This is a genomic window from Kosakonia sacchari SP1 (assembly GCF_000300455.3).
Classification (GTDB): domain Bacteria; phylum Pseudomonadota; class Gammaproteobacteria; order Enterobacterales; family Enterobacteriaceae; genus Kosakonia; species Kosakonia sacchari.
Map to the genome: position 1 here is coordinate 2418414 of NZ_CP007215.2, position 18863 is coordinate 2437276.

An 18863-nucleotide genomic window follows, 5' to 3' on the forward strand; every position below is an offset into this window, starting at 1 on the left:
TTGTCATGAGTGAACATTTTCGCGATGTCTCGCCAGACGCACCGGAATTACAGCCGATTTTAGACGGGCTGTTTGGTGAATACGCTGCACGATATGGCGACTATTTTTCCCGCAGCGCCGAAGTGGAACTCACCGAGTGGTATTTAGCGCCGCAGGGGCTGTTTATAGTGCTGGAGCGTGACGGAGAAATTATCGCGACCGGTGCCTACAAACCGTTTGATGCCCATACGGCGGAAATCAAACGCATCTGGACGAAGCAGGCACTGCGTAAGCAAGGGCTGGCGGCCAAAATCGTGCAGGAGCTGGAGCGGCGCGCGTTACTGGCCGGTTACAGCCATATCTACCTGACCACCGGCTTTCGCCAGCCGGAAGCGGTGCGGCTTTATCTGAGCCAGGGCTATCAGCCGCAGTTTGATGTCCATCGCGATCCGGAAGAGTACAGCCAGCCGCCGTTTGACGGTCGGTTGCGGTTTACTAAAGCGTTGTCGGTTGAGCGTTTAAGCAAAACCGCCTGAGGAGCGACCATGAAAAATACAGAAACCATCAAAGTGGTACCCGCACGCTACCCACTGCGCACGGTCGGCGCGGTTATTGCACTGTTTGTGCTGGCGGCGATCATTCAGTCCGTGGCTTTTAACCCGCGCTGGGAATGGACAGTGTTCGCCCGTTGGTTTTTCGACCCGGTGATCCTCGAAGGCCTGGGGCAGACGCTGTTACTGACTTTGCTCGGCACAGCGCTGAGCGTGATTTTCGGCGGTTTACTGGCGTTAGCCAGGCTTTCGTCGTCGTGGCTGTTGAGTAGCCTTGCGTGGAGTTATATCTGGCTGTTTCGCTCGCTGCCGTTGATTGTGGTGCTGATCATTCTTTATAACTTCTCCTATCTGTACGACACCTTATCGCTTGGCATTCCGTTTACCGGCATCCAGTGGGCGAGTTATCAAACCATTAACGTGCTTGGGCAGTTTTCCACGGCGGTCGTCGGGTTGACGCTGGTGCAAAGTGCCTATACCGCCGAGATTATTCGCGGCGGCTTTCTTGGGGTCGATCACGGACAGTACGAAGCGGCGGCCGCGCTGGGGTTACCCGCCTGGCGGCGCACGCTGCGCATTATTCTGCCGCAGGCGCTGCGCACGATTTTACCCTCCGGTTTTAACGAGATAATCAGCCTCGCCAAGGGCACGGCAATGGTTTATGTGTTGGCGATGCCGGAGCTGTTTTACACCATTCAGATGATTTACAACCGCACGCAGGAAGTTATCCCGTTGCTGATGGTTGGCGCAGTCTGGTATCTGGTGATCACCAGTGTGCTGTCCGCTATCCAGTATCTGGTTGAACGCTGGCTGGCACGTAGCGAACGCCGTTCAGCGATTTCACCCTCGCGCGTTCGTTCCTATTCCACTGCCCGCGTAGCGCAAGCGCAGGAGGCTGTTCATGCCAACCTCTCTTAATGGTCATATTTCGATTACCGGCGTCAGCAAATATTTTGGTCGCCATAAAGCGCTGGATGAGGTGTCGCTGGAGATTCCGCCCGGTTCGGTCACAGTGATCCTGGGGCCATCCGGTTCCGGGAAATCAACGCTGCTGCGTACCATTAATCACCTTGAGCGGGTGGATGAAGGGTTTATACGCATTGATGGTGAATACATCGGTTATCGCCTGCACGGCGACAAACTGTATGAGCTGAAAGAGAAGGAGATTTTGCGCCAGCGCGTCAACGTTGGGTATGTGTTTCAGAATTTCAATTTGTTCCCGCACCTGACGGTGCTGGAAAATCTGATTGAAGCGCCGATTGCCCACAAAAAGCTGAGCCGCAAAGAGGCCATCGATCAGGCATACGATCTGCTGGATGTGGTGGGATTGCGTAATAAAGCCGATGCCTGGTCGCGCCATCTTTCCGGCGGACAGCAGCAGCGCATCGCCATTGCCCGCGCGCTTTCGCTGCGCCCGCACGTGATGTTGTTCGATGAGCCGACATCGGCGCTGGATCCGGAACTGGTGGGCGAAGTGCTGGATGTGATCAAAAAGCTGGCACGCGCCGGCTCAACGCTGGTCGTGGTAACCCATGAAATCGGCTTTGCGCGCGAAGTCGCCGACCAGGTGGTGTTTATGGTCGATGGCAAAATTGTTGAACAGGGAAGCAGTGACGAGGTGCTGAATCACCCGCAGCATCCGCGCACACGCCAGTTTTTATCGAAGGTCTTATAAGGAGCCACCATGAAACGATTACTGGCGCTGCTGCTGGTCAGCGCGGGCAGTTTCGCCGCCGGGCAGCTTGATTTAAAGGCTAATGAACAGCCGATCACGGTGCAGCGCAACGCGGCGGCGATCGCGAAAATCCCGGCGGATTATCGCTTTGTCGAACCGGGGACATTAACGGTGGCGATCTCGGCGCTTAACTCCCCGCCGCTGGCGCTGGTTGCCAGTGATAACCGCACGCGCATCGGCAGCGATCCGGATATCGCCCGTTTACTGGCGCAAAGCCTCGGGTTAAAGCTCAAACTGGTGCCCACTGCATGGGAGGACTGGCCACTGGGCATTACGTCCGGGCGTTATGATGTCGCGCTGGTGAATATTGCCGTCACCGAAGCGCGCAAACAGAAGTTTGACTTCGCCACCTACCGCGCGGATTCACTGGCGTTTTCGGTGAAATCCTCCAGCGCAATTCAGGCTATCCGCTCTGCAGGCGATCTCGCCGGTCGCAAAGTGATTGTCGGTTCCGGCACCAACCAGGAGCGCATTCTGCTGCGCTGGAATGAAGAGAACCAGGCCGCCGGTCGCTCGTTAGCGCAGCCGATTTACCTGACAGATGACGCCTCGGGGAATTTGTATATTCAGTCGGGGCGAGCCGATGTGGTGTTTGGCCCGCAATCCGTCGCGGCCTATAAAGCAGCGCTTAACGGCAACACGAAAGTCGTCGGCCTGGGGCCGAAAAAAGCGTGGGTCGCAACCACCACGAAAAAAGGGAACGGTCTGGTGTATGCCTTGCAGGCGGCGCTGGATGGCGCAATCTCGCGCGGTGAATATCAACAGGTGCTGGCGCGCTGGGGAGAGCAGGGGGAAGCGGTTGAACATTCGCAGGTCAACCCACCGGGGATCACTTACGATTAAACCAAAAAAACGCTGTTCCGCCGGGAGTACAGCTTGCGGAACAGCGTGGCGCACCCGAGTCGCCAGTGTCAGGCTGTGGTTGGCGTAAGCGTAATTCGCTCCAGCGAACCAACAATAAACAGATAAGAGAAGAGACCAATCAGCCCCATTGAGCCGACATAGAGGATCGCGTAATCAAATGAGTGGGTATTGGCGAGGATCACGCCAATCACCAGCGGTGTAACAATACTCGCCAGGTTGCCGCACATATTGAACACGCCACCGGCTATCCCCAGCACCTCTTTTGGCGACGTGTCGCTAAGCACGCACCAGCCAAGATTACCAAACCCTTTGGCGAAGAACGCCACGCTCATGGCGGCAATCACCACCACTTCGGAATCGGTGTAATTGGCAAGCACAATCACGCAGGAGAGCAGCATGCCGCAGATAACCGGGAATTTACGCGCGGTGGTCAGGCTGTATCCGCGCGTCAACAGCCAGTCGGATACCACGCCGCCCAGCAGGCCACCGATAAACCCGGCGATAGCCGGAATACTGGCGACAAAGCCCACTTTTAAAATCGACATCCCTTTGGCCTGATAAAGATAGGTGGGAAACCAGGTGAGAAAAAACCAGGTAATCGACGTCACGCAGAACTGACCAATATAAACGCCGATCATCATGCGATTCACGCAGACACTTTTTATTTGCGCGAAACTGATTTTCGCTGGTCCTTTTTTACTGCCTAATTCCGGTTCGCCACCGCCATCGCGAATATAATCAATTTCATGTTGATTAATTTCTTTATGGGATAATGGATCGCGAACTTTAATTAACCAGAATATCCCCAGCATTACACCAATCGCGCCAATATAATAAAAAACATAATGCCAGCTAAGAGTGTGCAAAATAATCGTCATCAGCGGGGTGATAATGCCTAATGAAATATATTGCGCAGCCTGGTAAACCGCCGTCACAAAACCGCGCTCTTTATTAGGAAACCATTGCACGCTAAGACGGCTGTTAGCCGGGAAGGCAGGCGCTTCAATGGCGCCCATCATCAGGCGCAGCACGACCAACACAATGAGCGGGCTGGCATACAGATAAATCGTACCCTGAAACATCGTGACGACAGACCAGCCAATCAACGCCACACCATAAACTAACCGCGAGCCATATTTATCCAGCAGCCAGCCGCCGGGAATTTGCATTACCACATAAGAGATGCCAAATACGGAAAATGCGAGGCCCAGTGCTTCAGGATCAAAACCTAACTCTTTACTCATAATTGGCGCAACAACGGAAAGTGTCGCGCGGTCGGCATAATTAAATACCGTGGCAAGAAACAAAAATAACAGAATGCTGTAACGCACATTGGTACGTTTAATTATTGTATTCATCACAACTCCTTTAACAGGGTTGAATGTCGGTGTAGGGAACAAAAAAGACGGAAGGAGCCTCCCGTCCGCAATCTATTGTTATGGGCGTTTGCCGAATTCGCAGCTTTGCTGAGTCCAGGCGCGCGCCTGTTCGCTCAGCGTGAAGCCCAGGCCGTGGCGGTCGGAGACATACATCCGGCCATCGCGCAGTTCCAGCTGTTCGTTAAACAACGGATTCAGCCATTCGAAATGCTCCAGCCACGGTTCCAGCGGGTAGGCGGCAGACAGATGAAGGTGCACTTCCATAGCAAAATGTGGTGCCAGTTTGCGGTTGTGTTTGGCCGCCAGATCCATGATTTTCAGGAACGGCGAGATGCCGCCAACGCGCGGTGCGTCTGGTTGCACAAAATCACTGGCGTTACCGAGGATCAGTTGCTCGTGTTCGCGAAAACTGGTGAGCATCTCGCCGGTGGCGATCGGCGTATCCAGCGCCGCAGCAAGCTGGGCGTGGCCTTCAACATCGTAGGCATCGAGCGGCTCTTCAATCCAGATAAGGTTAAATTTCTCCATCTGGCGTCCCATACGAATCGCCGTTTCGCGATCCCATTGCTGGTTGGCATCCACCATCAGCGGGAAGTCATCGCCCAGCGCTTCGCGCACAGCGGTAAGGCGGCGAATGTCCTCTTTGGTGTCCGGTTGGCCGACTTTGATTTTGATACCGCCGATGCCGTTTTCACGCGAGATAATGACGTTTTTCAACACCTGATCCAGCGGCGTATGCAGGAAACCGCCCGAGGTGTTGTAGCACTGCACGGAGTCGCGATGCGCGCCGAGCAGCTTCGCCAGCGGTAAACCGGCGCGTTTGGCTTTCATATCCCACAGCGCAATATCGATAGGGGAGATAGCCTGCACCGCCATCCCGCTGCGGCCAACGGAGGCTCCCGCCCACAACAGCTTGGTATAAATCTTGTCGATATCGTTGGGATCTTCGCCGAGCAGGTTATCGGCAATCTCTTTGGCATGGGCGTAAATCCCCTGACCGCCGGCGCGTTTGGAATAGCTAAAACCGACGCCTTCAAAACCGTCGCGGCTGCGGATTTCGGCAATGATAATCGCCACTTCGGTCAGCGGCTTTTGCCGCCCGGTCAGCACTTTCGCATCACTTACCGGCGTCGCCAGCGGTAAAAAGGCGAGGGAAAGTTTTACCCACTCGATACGGTCGCCGGTTTCAGCCGCGGTTTTGACACCGGACGCGCGGGCGTAGGTTACAGCATCGGAATTAGCACTTACGGTCATGGTTTTGCTCCTGTGAACAACAATAATGTTTGCGCTAACATTTGTAGATCGATAAAAAAACAATCACCAGCTAAACGGGTGGATTTTGTACAACCGTTCACAAACTCAGCGCTAAAAAAGGGGCTTATTGCTACATTAATCACATTTTTCCGGTGATGACGTCTCGTCACACCTCAAAATGATAGCGATAACATTGCGTGAGTGATTTGCGGGTTAACTCACTGATTTATGAGGGTAGACAGGCAATGAAAGGAGAAAGCGGTATAATACAAAAACACAAATTATTAATAGCCCATAACCGTCTGGTTCTCTGTGAGTGAACATGTCGAAAACCGCCCGTCCTGTGCCGCCGCGCGCGCCCACGCTGGAAGATGTTGCCCGTGCTGCGGGGCTTTCCTCAATGACCGTAAGTAGGGCGCTTAACACGCCGCAACTGGTGCGTCCGAAAACGGTGGAAAAAGTGCTCGCCGCCGTTAAAGCAACAGGCTATATCCCGAATGCGTTGGCCGGGGGCCTGGCATCGCGGCGCAGCAAATTGATTGCCGTGGTTGTCCCGCAGATCAATAACAATATGTTTGTCGATACGATCCAGGCCATCAGCGATGAACTGGCTAAGCGCGGTTATCATATGCTGCTGTGCGTCGCCGGTTATACCCAGCAAACCGAAGCGGAGCTGGTCGCAGCGCTGTTGTCGCGCCGCCCGGATGGTATTGTGCTGACCGGTATTCACCACTCAACCGATTTGAAAAAAGTGATCCTCAACGCCAGTGTGCCGGTAGTGGAAATCTGGGATTTAACGCCCACACCGCTGGATATGCTGGTCGGTTTTTCGCATGAGAAAGTGGGGCAGGCTACCGCAGAATATCTGCTGCGCAAAGGGTATCGCCGCCCGGGTTTGCTATGGACGGTTGATAAGCGCGCCTCGCAACGTAAAGCAGGGCTGTGTGAAGCGTTGGCGCGTCATGGCATTACCGATCCGCTCAGTGTGGATGTGGCGCTGCCGGCACGCTTTACCTCAGGGCGCGAAGGGTTGTCGCAGTTACTGGCGCTGGGTGAGTCCGACGTGATTGTTTGCAGCTCCGACACGCTGGCGCAGGGGGCCATTGTTGAAGCGCAAGCGCGTGGTCTGTGCGTACCGCAGGATGTGGCGGTTATTGGTTTTGGCGATCTCGATTTCGCCGCCGGGAATAATCCCGCTATCACCACGGTGAGCGTCGACAGGCAAATCATTGGCCAGCGCGCGGCAACCCTGCTAATGGAGCGTATCGAAGGGACAAGTTCCGGGGAGGAGATCGTGGATATCGGTTTTCACTTTATTGAACGGGAATCAGCGTGATCTCATGAGAATTAACGTTATCGGTACCAGCGGCAGCGGAAAATCGACGCTGGCGAAACGTCTGGCCAGCCAGCTCAATGTGCCTTACATCGAAATGGATCTGCTTTACTGGCGTCCCAACTGGCAGGGGACGCCGGATGAGGAGTTGTATTCGCGTCTGGAAAAACTGCTGGAACAACCCGGCTGGGTGCTCGATGGCAACTATAACCGCAGCCGCGACATTAAATGGCGGCATGTGGATCTGGTGGTGTGGGTCGATTTCGGATTCTGGCGCACACTACGCCAGGTGACGCTTCGCGCCATCGCACGCGCCAGAAGCAAACAGGAGTTATGGCCTGGAACCGGCAATCGCGAAAGCCTGCGTCGTGTTTTTTTGAGCCGCGAGTCGATCATTCTCTGGTCGTTAAAGACCTGGCGCAAAAACCGCGAACGTTATGCGCGGGATATGGCCGATCCGCGTTATCAGCATTTGCGCTTTGTCCGCCTTACCACGCCGCAACAAGTTGACGAATTTCTCGCCAGCCTGACCTAAGCTTAAGGCTCATCCTGAACATAAGGAGCCCTTATGATTACGGTTTATGGTGTTCCCGGCTGGGGATCGGCCATCAGCGAAGTAATGCTGACGCTGGCAGATATCCCTTATCACTTCGTCAATGTCGATGGCTTCGACAAACCCGGCCCACAGCAGGATACCCTGCGAAAATTAAACCCGCTATGCCAGGTGCCAACCCTGCAACTGGATGATGGCAGCGTGATGACGGAATCCGCCGCCGTAGCGCTGATGATCCTCGACCAGCGCCCGGATTTCGCTCCCGCCGCCGGTACCGCGCAACGCCAGCAGTTCTGGCGGTTGTTGGTGTGGCTTGTCGCGAATGTCTATCCCACTTTTACCTACGCCGATTACCCGGAACGCTGGGCCGCAGATGCGCCGGGTCAACTGGTAGAAAATTGCCAGAAGTATCGTAAATCGCTCTATCTGTGGCTCGACACGCAATTGCAGGCAACGCCTTATGCTTTTGGTCAACAACTGACGCTATTGGATATTTATCTTTGCGTCATGCGCACATGGGGGCCGCGTCATGCATGGTTTGCCGAGCACGCGCCAAATATTACCGCCATCGCCGATGCGGTATGCCAGTTACCGCAATTACAAACCGTGCTGCGAAATAATGAAATTATCCGTTAACCCGTAATTTCGGATTATTTTAATATTCTTAGCATCTCGTATAAGTTGAAGCGGTATATAAACAGAGGGCGAGAAAAAATAATTTGAAATCGCCCCGCTTATATGAGACAACATTTGGCGAATTTTCGTAGTCGACGCAATATTGCAGCTATACAGCAAAATCGGAATAATAATTTAACAGGGTGAAAATGATGGAATATATTCATTCGTATTTGAAAGGTGGTTCCTGGTTTACGCTTGGCGACAGCATAACAGAACGAGGATGGTATCAACCCATCGTCGCAGAGAATTTAGGGCTGGCGACATGGACAAACTACGGTATTGGTGGAACCTGTATTGCACAAAAGAATGAGCATGATAATTCCGCTATCTGCTTACGCTATAAAACCATGGGTGAAGATCCTGATCTTATTACTATCTGGGGCGGTGGCAATGATTTTGGTTTTAACTTCGGCTCGGAAGGCGGTACCGAAATAGGCGACAGAAACGATAAAACGTCATCAACCTTTTATGGCGCAATGGATCTACTGCTTACCGGCGTCATAAAAAAATTTCCGTTGGCCAGAGTAGGGTTTGTTGTTACGACACCCGTTTCAATTGCGCGTGGTCATGGGCAAAAAAATGCCAAAGGATATTATCTGACTGATTATTGTAACGCTAGCAGAGAAAAGTGTGAGGAATATTCCATACCTTATCTCGACCTGCAAAAGAACTCCGGCTTTAACGAATTCAATATGGATATTATGACCAGTAATACCACTGGCGTAATTTCCGATGGTTTGCATCCTTCAAAATTAGGCATGGAAAGGCTGGCAACTAAGATTACGCACTTCATTTTATCGCTGTAGGAGAGGTGGATATGAGAATTGCTTCCATCGACCTCCTGAAGATACTCGCCATCTTTCTTGTCATCCTGGCGCACGTAACGTTGTTTTTTCTCAATCGCGACGAAAGCGATGTCGTGTTGTGCTTTTTCAGACAGGCGGGGCTATCGGGTGTTGCTCTGTTTTTTATCTGTAGCGGCTATTTTTTATTAAATAACAAACACGAGAATCAAGCGAACTATGTCATTGCGAAGATTAAAAGCATCGTTGGTGTATTGATTTTCTGGTTACTCTTTTATTACGCCTATGACACCTGGTGGATAGGCAGATTTACCGACGTGCCCGAAATAAATCTCCTTAATTACCTGAATGTCAGCAAAGCCACCACAGAAGCAACGCCATTATGGTTTATATTTGCCATTATTCCGCTGTACATATTCACGCCTTTAATGCGGCATGCTTTTAAGAAAGAACGCGCGGGTGAAATTCTGCAAGTTATTGTGCTAATGGTGATCATCGCCAACCTGACATTAATCAATGCATGGACCGAAGCCAGGTTTGATTTCTCGCTTTTTGCATTTAACTTGCTCATTCCTTTTCAACCCGAAGGACTGATCTGTTTTTTAATTGGCGGTTATCTCGGGCTGGTTAAACCTACACTCAGGCCATTCTCCGTTGCGCACATTATGACGTTAGTACTGGCAATTATCGCATTGTTAATATTGGCGTTTATTTCGTCCAATGCGGGAATAGCCATCTTTTATGGTAAGTTTTATAACCTATTATTACTTATCACATCGGTCGGTTTGTTTTTATTTGTGGTTAACCTGAATATTAACGCCTTGCCACGCTGGGTGAGCAATGTGAGTGACAGTGTGTTAGGGATCTACCTTGTACACAACATCTTTGTGGTGGAAGTACACAGCGCGTTTATTCATGAAAATCTGTTGGGAATTATCCCGGGGATGAATAGCTATCTTTATATCATTGCTTATTCCTTGCTGGCTTTTATCCTGGCTTACGGCCTTTGTGCGCTGCTAAAAAGATCAAAGATAACAGCCAGAATTGTCACACTTTGATAACCTGAATGCGGCGCAAAGCGCAGTAACTTGTGCTACTGTCACTCTCTTTATTAAACAAGGAGTTTGCTATGCCGCACGTTGATATCAAATGTTTTCCCCGCGATCTTACCGAGGAGCAAAAAAACGCACTGGCGAGCGATATCGCCGAGGTGATTATTCGCCATTTAAACAGCAAAGATAGCGCTGTCAGCGTCGCCCTTAACGAAGTCACGCCGGACGACTGGAAAGCGCAGGTGTGGGACACCGAGATTGCGCCGCATATCGACAGGCTTATCAAGAAGCCCGGCTATTCACTGTAGATTTCCTGCCGCCTGCGTCTGTTGCGCAGGCTTTTTTTATCAATATCGACAACAAAAGATACTCATGTTGTTTCGAGCAACCGTCCGGAATATATAATACGCGGCAATCTGATTATGCACGTAAGCGCATCAGTTTTTTCATTATTTTTTCTTTCAGAAAATTCATATTTGCGCGATCTTAAATACAACTCTAGAGTTTTTATTATCTCGCTCAGGCTCATAACCAGAGCAATATAATTATCACGGAAAGCGCTGATTCGATTAATTTCGCCAGCGGCATATTAAACAAGGAACGTCTTTTATGAAGCCATCCCGTTCTTTCATATTATTATTGCCCCTGTTTGCAGCACTGCCGTTGCAAGCCACAGAACCCGTAGCGGAATCACAAAACTGGTATCCCTCAATTTATGGTGCAAATGACGAAATAGGTGCCGCAAACTTGCTCACGCCCGAGGTGGTTTTACAAGCCGTTCACCTTGTAAAACAAGGCGTTGTCGTACCGCTGGCTGTGCCGGTCGATAAAAATTTCCCGGCGTTTCGCCACCGCAGTTTTCATCTCTACAATATTCAGCCCGGCCAGCAGGATGGGAAAACGCTTGGGCCGAATAAATTCACCTTTAATGATGAACTGGTCAATGCATGGACAGGCGTGGGCACGCAATTAAACGGCATCGGCCATATCGGCATTAATAATATCTATTACAACGGCAATAAAGCGGCAGATTTCGTCACTATTGATGGCGTTAAAAAATTAGGCATTGAAAAAGTCCCGCCGATGGTAACGCGAGGCGTGGTGTTAGATATGACCACTTATTATAAACAAAAGATTGTTCCCGGCGGCACAGAGTTTAGTGTCGAGGATATTCAGTCGGTATTAAAAAACCAGGGATTAACCTTAAAGAAAGGCGATATTGTTTTATTCAATACCGGATGGCTGGAACTTGTTGGTAAAGACAATAGACAGTTTCTGGAAAAGGAGCCTGGTATTGGCATGGAAGCAGCAAAATGGCTGGCGGACCAGCAGATCGTCGCGTTTGGCGGCGATACCTGGGCGTCAGAAGTGTATCCAAACCCTGCAACTAAGGAGGAATTCCCGATCAATCAATATATGTTAGCGAAACGGGGGATCTACAACCTGGAGTTGATCGATACACGTCCACTGGTCGGCAAGCAAGTTTGGGAATTCTTGTTCGTCCTTGGCCAACCGCTGTACACCGGTTCAACACAGGTCAACATCAACCCTGTGGCGATTTATTAGTTGTTTGTTGTTAGCGCTACCCTGAAGTGTTTTTCATTTTTAGTAAAATATTGTTCTGTGGAGCGGCTCGAATTTCATATAGCGGGTTAATGTTACATAAGCATCTTTGACATGGAGATGATTATGTTCCGGAAACTCAGTTCACTGACATTCGCGCTGCTCTTTTTTTCGCAACCTTTATTTGCCGCGCCAGAGCGTTTTCCCATCTGGCCGCAGGGCGATGCGCCAGGCGCCCAAAATAGCCCAGTCAGTTTCGTGTTAACCGAACGCAGTAAAGATCCTGCGCTTCCCGACCGCGCCGTGACCGGTACCCGAGCGCCGCAAATCACCGTTTATAAACCGCAAAAACCTAACGGTATCGCCATTCTGGTGATTCCGGGTGGCTCCTATAAACGCGTGGTGCTGGATAAAGAGGGCAGTGATTTAGCCGCGCCATTCAATGCGCGCGGTTACACCTTATTTGTGATGACCTACCGCATGCCGGAAGATGGCCACGCCGAAGGTTCAAACGCACCACTGGCGGATGCACAACGTGCGTTGCGTACCTTGCACGCGCAGGCGGAATCACGCCATCTCAATGCGAAAAAAATTGGTGTAATGGGTTTTTCTGCGGGCGGGCACGTGGCGGCAAGTCTGGAAACACGTTATGACGAAAAGGTTTACACGCCAGTGGACAACATTGATAACCAGCACGCGCGGCCAGATTTTGTGGTGTTGGGTTATCCGGTGATTTCAATGGATCAGGCGATTGCCCACGCCGGCTCGCGAAAAGCGCTTATTGGTGAAACGCCAACGGCGGAGCAGATCAAACACTACTCGCCGGAACAGAATATCACCGCGCAAACCCCACCGACATTTTTGCTGCATGCCGTGGACGATCCCTCCGTGCCGGTTGCCAACTCGCTGGTGATGTTCAACGCGCTGCATGCGAATAACGTGCTCACCGAATTGCATCTGTTCAGCCAGGGGCAGCATGGGTTTGGCGTACGCGGTGTGAAACACCTGCCGGCGGCAGTCTGGCCAGAACTGACGATGAACTGGATCGAGGCACTGCCGGAGTAAATGCTGCGTTACTCGCCAGCGGTGATGCGCTTGCCGCTGGTGACGAATGTGCCGCCGCCAAGGTGATGAATGGTGTTCAGCTTATCGTCATCAAAGTGCCAGCGCCCGTTGATAAACGCCCGTTCATCGGCGGCGGCGGAAACCACTTCGCCAAACAGCGTGTCATATTTTTCCTGCGCGGCGGTCGGCGGAAGCAAACGACACTCCATCCACGCCAGGCATTTCTCTTCGATAACCGGCAAGCCCAGCACCGGCCCGGCAAACGCGGGAATGCCATAGCAATTAAATTTGTCTTCATCGCGCCCGGTGACGCTACCGACCGCGTAACTCCAGTTGGTTGCCGCAACACCTGGCACCACAATGCCAAACATACCGCTGCGTTCAATTAATTCGCGCGACCAGGCGCTTTTATCAACCACGATCGCAATGCGTGGCGGAGAGAATTCAACCGGCATCGACCACGCGGCCGCCATCACATTGCGTCGGTCGATCTGCTCATCGCGGCTGGTAATCAGAATGGTCGGACCGTGGTTTAGCAGGCGGCTGGCATGTTCTAACGCCACCGGGCGGAAATAGCTCATAGCGGTTCCTCTGTATAAACGTTTCTGCCATTAAATGGCTGAACAGGCGGCAAAATCAAGGCAAGGCGCATTATCCGGCACTCCTGGCCACCACAATCTGACCGCGGCCTTGTTCTTTCGCCAGATAGAGCGCCAGGTCGGCCGCACGCACCAGATTATCTGCGCGCGCGTGGCGCGGCCAGGTCGCCAGCCCAATAGAAACCGACACCGGGCCTATATCCTGTGATTCATAAAGCATGTGATGATTGAGGACATTATACAGCAGCGTCTCAGCCACTTTTTTCGCCTGCACTTCATCCGCGCCGGGCAGAACAAGCAGGAACTCTTCACCGCCGTAACGGAACGCAATACTGTTGTCATCCAGCGTTTCGGTAATCAACCGTGACAACTCGCGCAGCACTTTGTCACCCGCGTCGTGACCATATTGATCGTTGAGCTTCTTGAAATAATCCACGTCGACCATCAAACAGCTCAGCGTTGTGCCTTCTACCATCGCCTGGTCGAGCATGTTGCGCAGCGTCTCATCCAGGCTGTGGCGGTTGAGCAGGCCGGTCAACGAGTCGTGCATGGCGCGTTCCGTCAAGGTATCGCGCAGGATCTGGTTTGCCAGCGCCAGTGCCAGCGTTTCCGCCAGCAGTTCCAGGTAGATATAGGGTGGCTCTTTGCCCGGCGTGTAATTATCGAAGGTGAGCAAACCAATGCTTTTATTCTGCGCGTTAAGCGGCACGCAAATCGCACGGGAGGCAATTTCGGGCTGAATATGTTCGCACGGCATGTCAACGCCGCCTTTCGCCGGGCTATGCAACTGCCCACGTTTTAACGCCCAGCAGTGTTCAGCCGGGAAGGGGGCGTCTTCGCCCGGCGGCAAACCCCAGCGCGCCACACATTTCATGCGCTTAGTGCGAGGATTGAGTACAAACAACCGGCCGCCCATATCCGGGATGATTTGTGGCGCAAAGCGGCTGACCACGCGAAAAATCGCGCTATGGGAATCACACCCCTGCAGCCGCTGCGTCATTCGTGCCAGCAAGGTACGCGTGGCCCACTCCGCGTCGCGCTCCTGTTCCAGCCGCTGGCGGGTCAGGCCATTTTCGCGAAATATGCGGATCGCCTGTGCCATATCGCCAATCTCATCCACCTGCGCCAGCACCGGCGCTTCCACATTGTAATCCTGAGTCGCCAGGCGGTTAACCACATCGCTTAACGTCACCACCGGGCGCAAAATGCGGTGTTTGATAATAAAACCGAGCACAAACAGGAACAGCAACGCAGTCAGCCCGACCATAATTTCGGACAACGTACGCAAGCGTAAAGAGCGGTCAGTTGCTTCGCTTATCGCCGTCTGGACACGCTGATCCGCCAGGCTGCGGAAGTGGGCGAAACGGTACTCCGTTTCGGAAAGCCGCTCTTCATAGCTTGCGCTATACAAAAGATTCATCGCCTCGTCCGTTTTCCCGGCTTCAATATCGGCAATGGCGATGCGCTGCTCATCTTCGAGCTGATCCAGCGTTGACAGCCCATCACGCAGGATCAGTAACTCTTCATCGGACGCGCCCCGGTCACGCAGGGCAACCAGATGATTTTCCAGGTCGACATCCTGCTGCTGGCGGGTTTTCCAGTTTTGAATCACTTCCGGCTGCTTTTTGATCACCGCTTCCCGCGCCAGATCGCTTAACGCATAGGCCTCTTTTTCCAGATCGTCTATTAACTCATCGAAAACGCGGTTTTGCGCCACGGCGTCACGCTCGGCACGTTCCGCATTCGACGCCATAAACAGCGCCACGCCGGAGGTCAGCGTTAATACCACGGTCGCGGTATAAGCAAAATTGGTGATCGTCGCGATGCGCACGGGGGATCCTTTTCGACTTGAGTGCGGGAATATGCCTATCAGTTTAGACATTCAGTTAAAAATCAATGCGCAATATTGACGTCATTTCTTCGTCATATTCGCTGCCTATAGTCAGCCGCAATCAAATCCCAAAGAGGATAACAATATGTTTGCTCCCCTGACTTTTGTGCAGGTGGATGCGCCCCGTCGGATGAAGACCACGGGTAAATCACGGCTTTCTGTTACGGGAGGGCGTGGATGAGCGCATTCACAGACATCCGCTTACAAGGCGTTTCATATGCCTTTGGCGCACATACCGTTCTTAATCACATCGATTTACATATTCAACCTGGCAGCATTGTTGCGCTGCTCGGCCCGTCCGGCTGCGGCAAAAGCACGTTGCTGCGCTTGCTGGCGGGGCTGAGTGAACCGGCGGAAGGTGAGATCTGGTTTGGCGATCGCCTGGTGGCGAAAGCGGGCTGGACACTGCCGCCGGAGGCGCGTGACATCGGCATGGTATTTCAGGATTACGCGCTGTGGCCGCATATGAGCGTCGCGCAAAATGTCGCTTTCCCGCTAAAAATGCGCAACTTACCGCGCGCAGAGCGCGAACAGCGCGTATCGCAGGCGCTGGAAAGGGTTGGGCTGGCGGAATTTGCAGGGCGTAAACCCGCAGGCCTTTCCGGCGGGCAGCAACAGCGCGTTGCGCTGGCACGCGCCATTGTCGCCGAGCCTGGCGTCTTATTGTTCGACGAGCCGCTCTCCAATCTCGACACCGCGCTGCGCGAATCCTTATGTCTTGAGATGGCGCGTCTGCTGCGCCAGCTCGGCACCACCGCCGTGTATGTCACTCATGACCACCGCGAAGCACAGCTACTTGCCGATCGCATTGTGCATTTAGCGTCCGGGACCGTTGAATCTGTACGAACCGTTACTTCATCCTCAGGGGAAATTGTATGAAAGCCTTACCGTCCGTGAAAAAAGGAGTCGCTTTAGCCATGGTGCTGTCGTCCATGATGATCTCCAGTGCGCACGCGCTGACCGTTTACACCGCAGGCCCTGGCTCGCTGGCAAAAAGCCTGGCCAGCGGCTTTGAGCAAAAAACTGGCGTTAAAGTCAATATCTTCCAGGCCACCACCGGTAAAGTGATGGCGCGTCTGGAAGCCGAACAGGCCAATCCGCAGGCCGATATTCTGATTTCTGCCTCATGGGACACCGCCGAAGATCTGCATCATCGCGGCTGGCTGCTGCCGTTTACCAGTGCCAATGCCGGAAATGTCCCGCAGACGTTAAAAAGCGCCGACTATGTGGCGCAGGGCATCTCCGCACTGGGGATTGTCTGGAACACAAAGAGCGGCACTCCGGAGCCGAAAGAGTGGAACGATCTGACCTCTCCGGACTTTAAAGACAAAGTCACCACGCCGGATCCGTCACTTTCCGGTGCCTCGCTTGATCTGCTGATCGGTCTGCAAAATGGCATGGGCAACCGCGCCTGGCAGTTGTTTGATGCGCTGAAAAAGAACGGCATGGTGGTGAGCGGTCCGAACGCCCAGGCGGTAACGCCGGTGATGCAAGGGGCAAAAGCGGCGGTGTTTGGCGCGGTCGACTATGTAACGTATGGCAATATCGCGCAGGGCGAATCGCTGAAAGTGATCTTCCCGGCCAGCGGCACCGTCATCGCTCCGCGTCCCATGATGATCCTCAAAACCACTCAACACGCCGATGACGCCAAAGCGTTTATCGATTACGTGCTGTCACCGGAAGGGCAGAAAATGGTCGCCGACGCCTGGCTGATGCCTGCCCGCACGGACGTGGAAGCGAAACGTCCGCTATTTACTGAGCTAAAAATATTGCCGACGCAAAGCAGCGGCACCAGCGAACGCGGCGAGGTGCTGAAGCGCTTTAACGCGCTCTTTGCCCAGTAATCCTTTCGATCTTTGCGGGGGCAACCCCGCTTTCAGGATACCCGTTGTGAACCAAAGATTAATTGCGCAAGCAACGCTGGCGCTGCTGCTGATTCTGGTCGCGCTGCCACTGCTGTTTATTGTGTTGCAGGCGGTATTCCCGCACTTTAGCGCGGGCGAGTTTGGCGGCGCTTTTTCCGCCATCCCCACATTGCTGGCCGAGCCGCAACTGCCCGCCATGTTCGGCGGGACACTGCAAATCGCCTGCGGTGTTGCGCTTTGCAGCGCGCTGATTGGCTTACCACTCGGCGTCGCGCGCGGCTTATTTGATTTACCGTGCCCGAAACTGTGGGATCTGCTGTTTTTGATTCCGTTCTTAACCCCGCCCTATATTGCCGCGCTGTCGTGGATGCTGGTGTTACAAACCCAGGGCTACCTGATGCAGCTCACCGGGCTGGATCTTAATAATCTGCTGTTCAGTAAGAGCGGCCTCATTCTGGTGATGACGCTGAATATCTTCCCGGTGGTTTACTTTGCCGTATCGCGCAGTTTGCTCGCCAGCGGGCAGCGCCTGGCACAAGTCGCCCGCGTTCATGGTGCCACGCCGTGGCGCGCTTTTTGCCATATCACGTTGCCGTTACTTTCCCCGGCGCTGGCGGCAGGTATGTTGCTGGCGTTTACGCTGGCGGTGGAAGAGTATGGCGTGCCCGCCGCCCTGGGAACACGCTCCGGCGTGGTGATGCTGACTGTCGGCATCGAAGAGAAACTGGCTGACTGGCCGATCGATTTGCCCGGCGCGTCGTTGCTGTCGGTGGTGCTGATCGCCATTGCGCTGTGCGGATGGTGGCTGCAGCGCAAACTGACCGGCGATAAAGATGTCACCAGCATCTCCGGGAAACCGACAGAACATGTCGGGGCGAAACTCGGTTTTGCTACCTTACCGGTGCTGCTGATGATGGCGGCGGTCGGTTTTCTCGCCGTGGTGCTACCGGGATTGTCGATGGCGCTCACCGGCTTCAGCGCCACACTTTCCGGCGGCGTATCGCTGGATAATCTTACGGTGAAACATTTTGCCGCGCTGTTTGAACAGCGCGGTGACGCGTTGCCCGCGCTGGGCACCAGTTTGTCGCTGGCATTCGGCGCGGCGCTAATTACCGGCGCGTTGGGCCTGTGCGCTGCCTGGCTGGTAGTGATGCAAAAGATAAAAGGGCGTACGGTAATGGATGCGTTATCGCTGATGCCTGCCGCGCTGCCCGGCGTGGTGGTAGGCGTGGGGTTGATTTTGCTGTGGAACCGCAGTTTCTGGCCGGTTTCACCCTACAACACTTGGGCAATTTTGCTCCTCTCTTACTGCTGCCTGCTGTTGCCGTGGCCGGTGCGTTATATCGCTAGCGCCATGCGCCAGCTGGGCGGCAATCTGGAGCCTGCCGCGCGGGTTCACGGTGCCAGCGCGTTTCAGGCGCTGCGGCTGATTGTGCTGCCGCTGATTTTCCCGGCGATGCTCGCCTCCATGTTAATGGTGTTCGCCATTGCCTCGCGCGAGCTGGTCACCTCGCTGTTGCTGACACCAGCGGGTACACAAACCGTGGCGGTGTTTATCTGGCGGCAATTCGAGCAAGGTTCGGTAGGTCAGGGGATGGCAATGGCCACACTGACGTTGCTCACCGGGCTGGCGTTGATGCTCACCGCGCTCGGCATTATGCAACGCAGCACAAAGGGATAAATCGGGGGCACGAAATCA

The 18863-nt window shown here is 53.5% G+C and carries 19 protein-coding genes; 15 read left to right on the forward strand and 4 right to left on the reverse strand.

Features of this window, described 5'->3' with window-relative positions; genetic code table 11:
* Positions 1-5 precede the first annotated feature (5 nt).
* The 4 genes from C813_RS34460 to C813_RS34475 are packed head-to-tail and all read left to right on the forward strand — an operon-like array spanning position 6 to position 3108.
* The gene (locus tag C813_RS34460) at positions 6-515 is read left to right on the forward strand and encodes a GNAT family N-acetyltransferase (protein WP_017456887.1); all 510 of its coding nucleotides are present in this window, start codon (positions 6-8) and stop codon (positions 513-515) included.
* Positions 516-524: 9 nt separating this feature from the next.
* Entirely contained in the window at positions 525-1448 is a 924-nt protein-coding gene (locus C813_RS34465) for an amino acid ABC transporter permease (RefSeq protein ID WP_017456888.1), read from the forward strand.
* Entirely contained in the window at positions 1432-2205 is a 774-nt protein-coding gene (locus C813_RS34470) for an amino acid ABC transporter ATP-binding protein (protein ID WP_017456889.1), read from the forward strand. Before C813_RS34465 ends, C813_RS34470 begins: the two co-directional genes overlap by 17 nt.
* Before the next feature lie 9 nt (positions 2206-2214).
* Positions 2215-3108 (forward strand): transporter substrate-binding domain-containing protein, encoded by an 894-nt coding sequence (locus C813_RS34475; protein WP_017456890.1) that lies wholly within the window; start codon positions 2215-2217, stop codon positions 3106-3108.
* Between the two features lie 68 nt (positions 3109-3176).
* Here C813_RS34475 and C813_RS34480 read toward each other — a convergent pair whose 3' ends face one another.
* Positions 3177-4487: an MFS transporter gene (locus tag C813_RS34480; RefSeq protein WP_017456891.1), complete on the reverse strand. Its 1311-nt coding sequence runs from the start codon at positions 4485-4487 to the stop codon at positions 3177-3179.
* A gap of 78 nt (positions 4488-4565) precedes the next feature.
* Positions 4566-5762: an L-talarate/galactarate dehydratase gene (locus C813_RS34485; RefSeq protein WP_017456892.1), complete on the reverse strand. Its 1197-nt coding sequence runs from the start codon at positions 5760-5762 to the stop codon at positions 4566-4568.
* 322 nt (positions 5763-6084) lie between these two features.
* Here C813_RS34485 and C813_RS34490 point away from each other — a divergent pair, with 322 nt between their 5' ends.
* The 8 genes from C813_RS34490 to C813_RS34525 all read left to right on the forward strand — a co-directional run bounded on the left by C813_RS34490 (position 6085) and on the right by C813_RS34525 (position 12809).
* Positions 6085-7098 (forward strand): LacI family DNA-binding transcriptional regulator, encoded by a 1014-nt coding sequence (locus C813_RS34490; RefSeq protein ID WP_017456893.1) that lies wholly within the window; start codon positions 6085-6087, stop codon positions 7096-7098.
* Positions 7099-7102: 4 nt separating this feature from the next.
* The gene (locus C813_RS34495) at positions 7103-7630 is read left to right on the forward strand and encodes an AAA family ATPase (RefSeq protein ID WP_017456894.1); all 528 of its coding nucleotides are present in this window, start codon (positions 7103-7105) and stop codon (positions 7628-7630) included.
* A gap of 33 nt (positions 7631-7663) precedes the next feature.
* Positions 7664-8284 carry a glutathione S-transferase family protein gene (locus tag C813_RS34500; RefSeq protein WP_017456895.1) on the forward strand — a complete coding sequence of 207 codons (621 nt, stop codon included), beginning with the start codon at positions 7664-7666 and terminating at the stop codon, positions 8282-8284.
* Positions 8285-8472: 188 nt separating this feature from the next.
* Positions 8473-9132 (forward strand): SGNH/GDSL hydrolase family protein, encoded by a 660-nt coding sequence (locus C813_RS34505; protein WP_238593053.1) that lies wholly within the window; start codon positions 8473-8475, stop codon positions 9130-9132.
* Positions 9133-9143: 11 nt separating this feature from the next.
* Positions 9144-10187, forward strand: coding sequence for an acyltransferase (locus C813_RS34510; RefSeq protein ID WP_017456897.1), 1044 nt, complete (start codon positions 9144-9146; stop codon positions 10185-10187).
* A 71-nt stretch (positions 10188-10258) separates the two neighbouring features.
* Positions 10259-10489, forward strand: a complete 231-nt coding sequence (pptA, locus tag C813_RS34515) for a tautomerase PptA (protein ID WP_017456898.1) — start codon at positions 10259-10261, stop codon at positions 10487-10489.
* Positions 10490-10790: 301 nt separating this feature from the next.
* Positions 10791-11747: a cyclase family protein gene (locus C813_RS34520; RefSeq protein WP_017456899.1), complete on the forward strand. Its 957-nt coding sequence runs from the start codon at positions 10791-10793 to the stop codon at positions 11745-11747.
* A 123-nt stretch (positions 11748-11870) separates the two neighbouring features.
* Positions 11871-12809, forward strand: a complete 939-nt coding sequence (locus C813_RS34525) for an alpha/beta hydrolase (protein ID WP_017456900.1) — start codon at positions 11871-11873, stop codon at positions 12807-12809.
* 8 nt (positions 12810-12817) lie between these two features.
* On the opposite strand, the gene C813_RS34530 is transcribed toward C813_RS34525, so the two are convergent.
* Positions 12818-13390 carry a flavin reductase family protein gene (locus C813_RS34530; RefSeq protein WP_017456901.1) on the reverse strand — a complete coding sequence of 191 codons (573 nt, stop codon included), beginning with the start codon at positions 13388-13390 and terminating at the stop codon, positions 12818-12820.
* Positions 13391-13460: 70 nt separating this feature from the next.
* On the reverse strand, positions 13461-15239 hold the full coding sequence (locus tag C813_RS34535; RefSeq protein WP_017456902.1) for a sensor domain-containing diguanylate cyclase: 1779 nt from the start codon (positions 15237-15239) through the stop codon (positions 13461-13463).
* Positions 15240-15476: 237 nt separating this feature from the next.
* Here C813_RS34535 and C813_RS34540 point away from each other — a divergent pair, with 237 nt between their 5' ends.
* From C813_RS34540 to C813_RS34550, 3 genes are read left to right on the forward strand one after another with little or no spacing between them, the layout of a single operon-like run.
* Positions 15477-16178, forward strand: coding sequence for an ABC transporter ATP-binding protein (locus C813_RS34540; RefSeq protein ID WP_017456903.1), 702 nt, complete (start codon positions 15477-15479; stop codon positions 16176-16178).
* Positions 16175-17143: an ABC transporter substrate-binding protein gene (locus C813_RS34545; protein ID WP_017456904.1), complete on the forward strand. Its 969-nt coding sequence runs from the start codon at positions 16175-16177 to the stop codon at positions 17141-17143. Before C813_RS34540 ends, C813_RS34545 begins: the two co-directional genes overlap by 4 nt.
* A 46-nt stretch (positions 17144-17189) precedes the next feature.
* On the forward strand, positions 17190-18845 hold the full coding sequence (locus C813_RS34550) for an ABC transporter permease (protein WP_017456905.1): 1656 nt from the start codon (positions 17190-17192) through the stop codon (positions 18843-18845).
* Positions 18846-18863 lie beyond the last annotated feature (18 nt).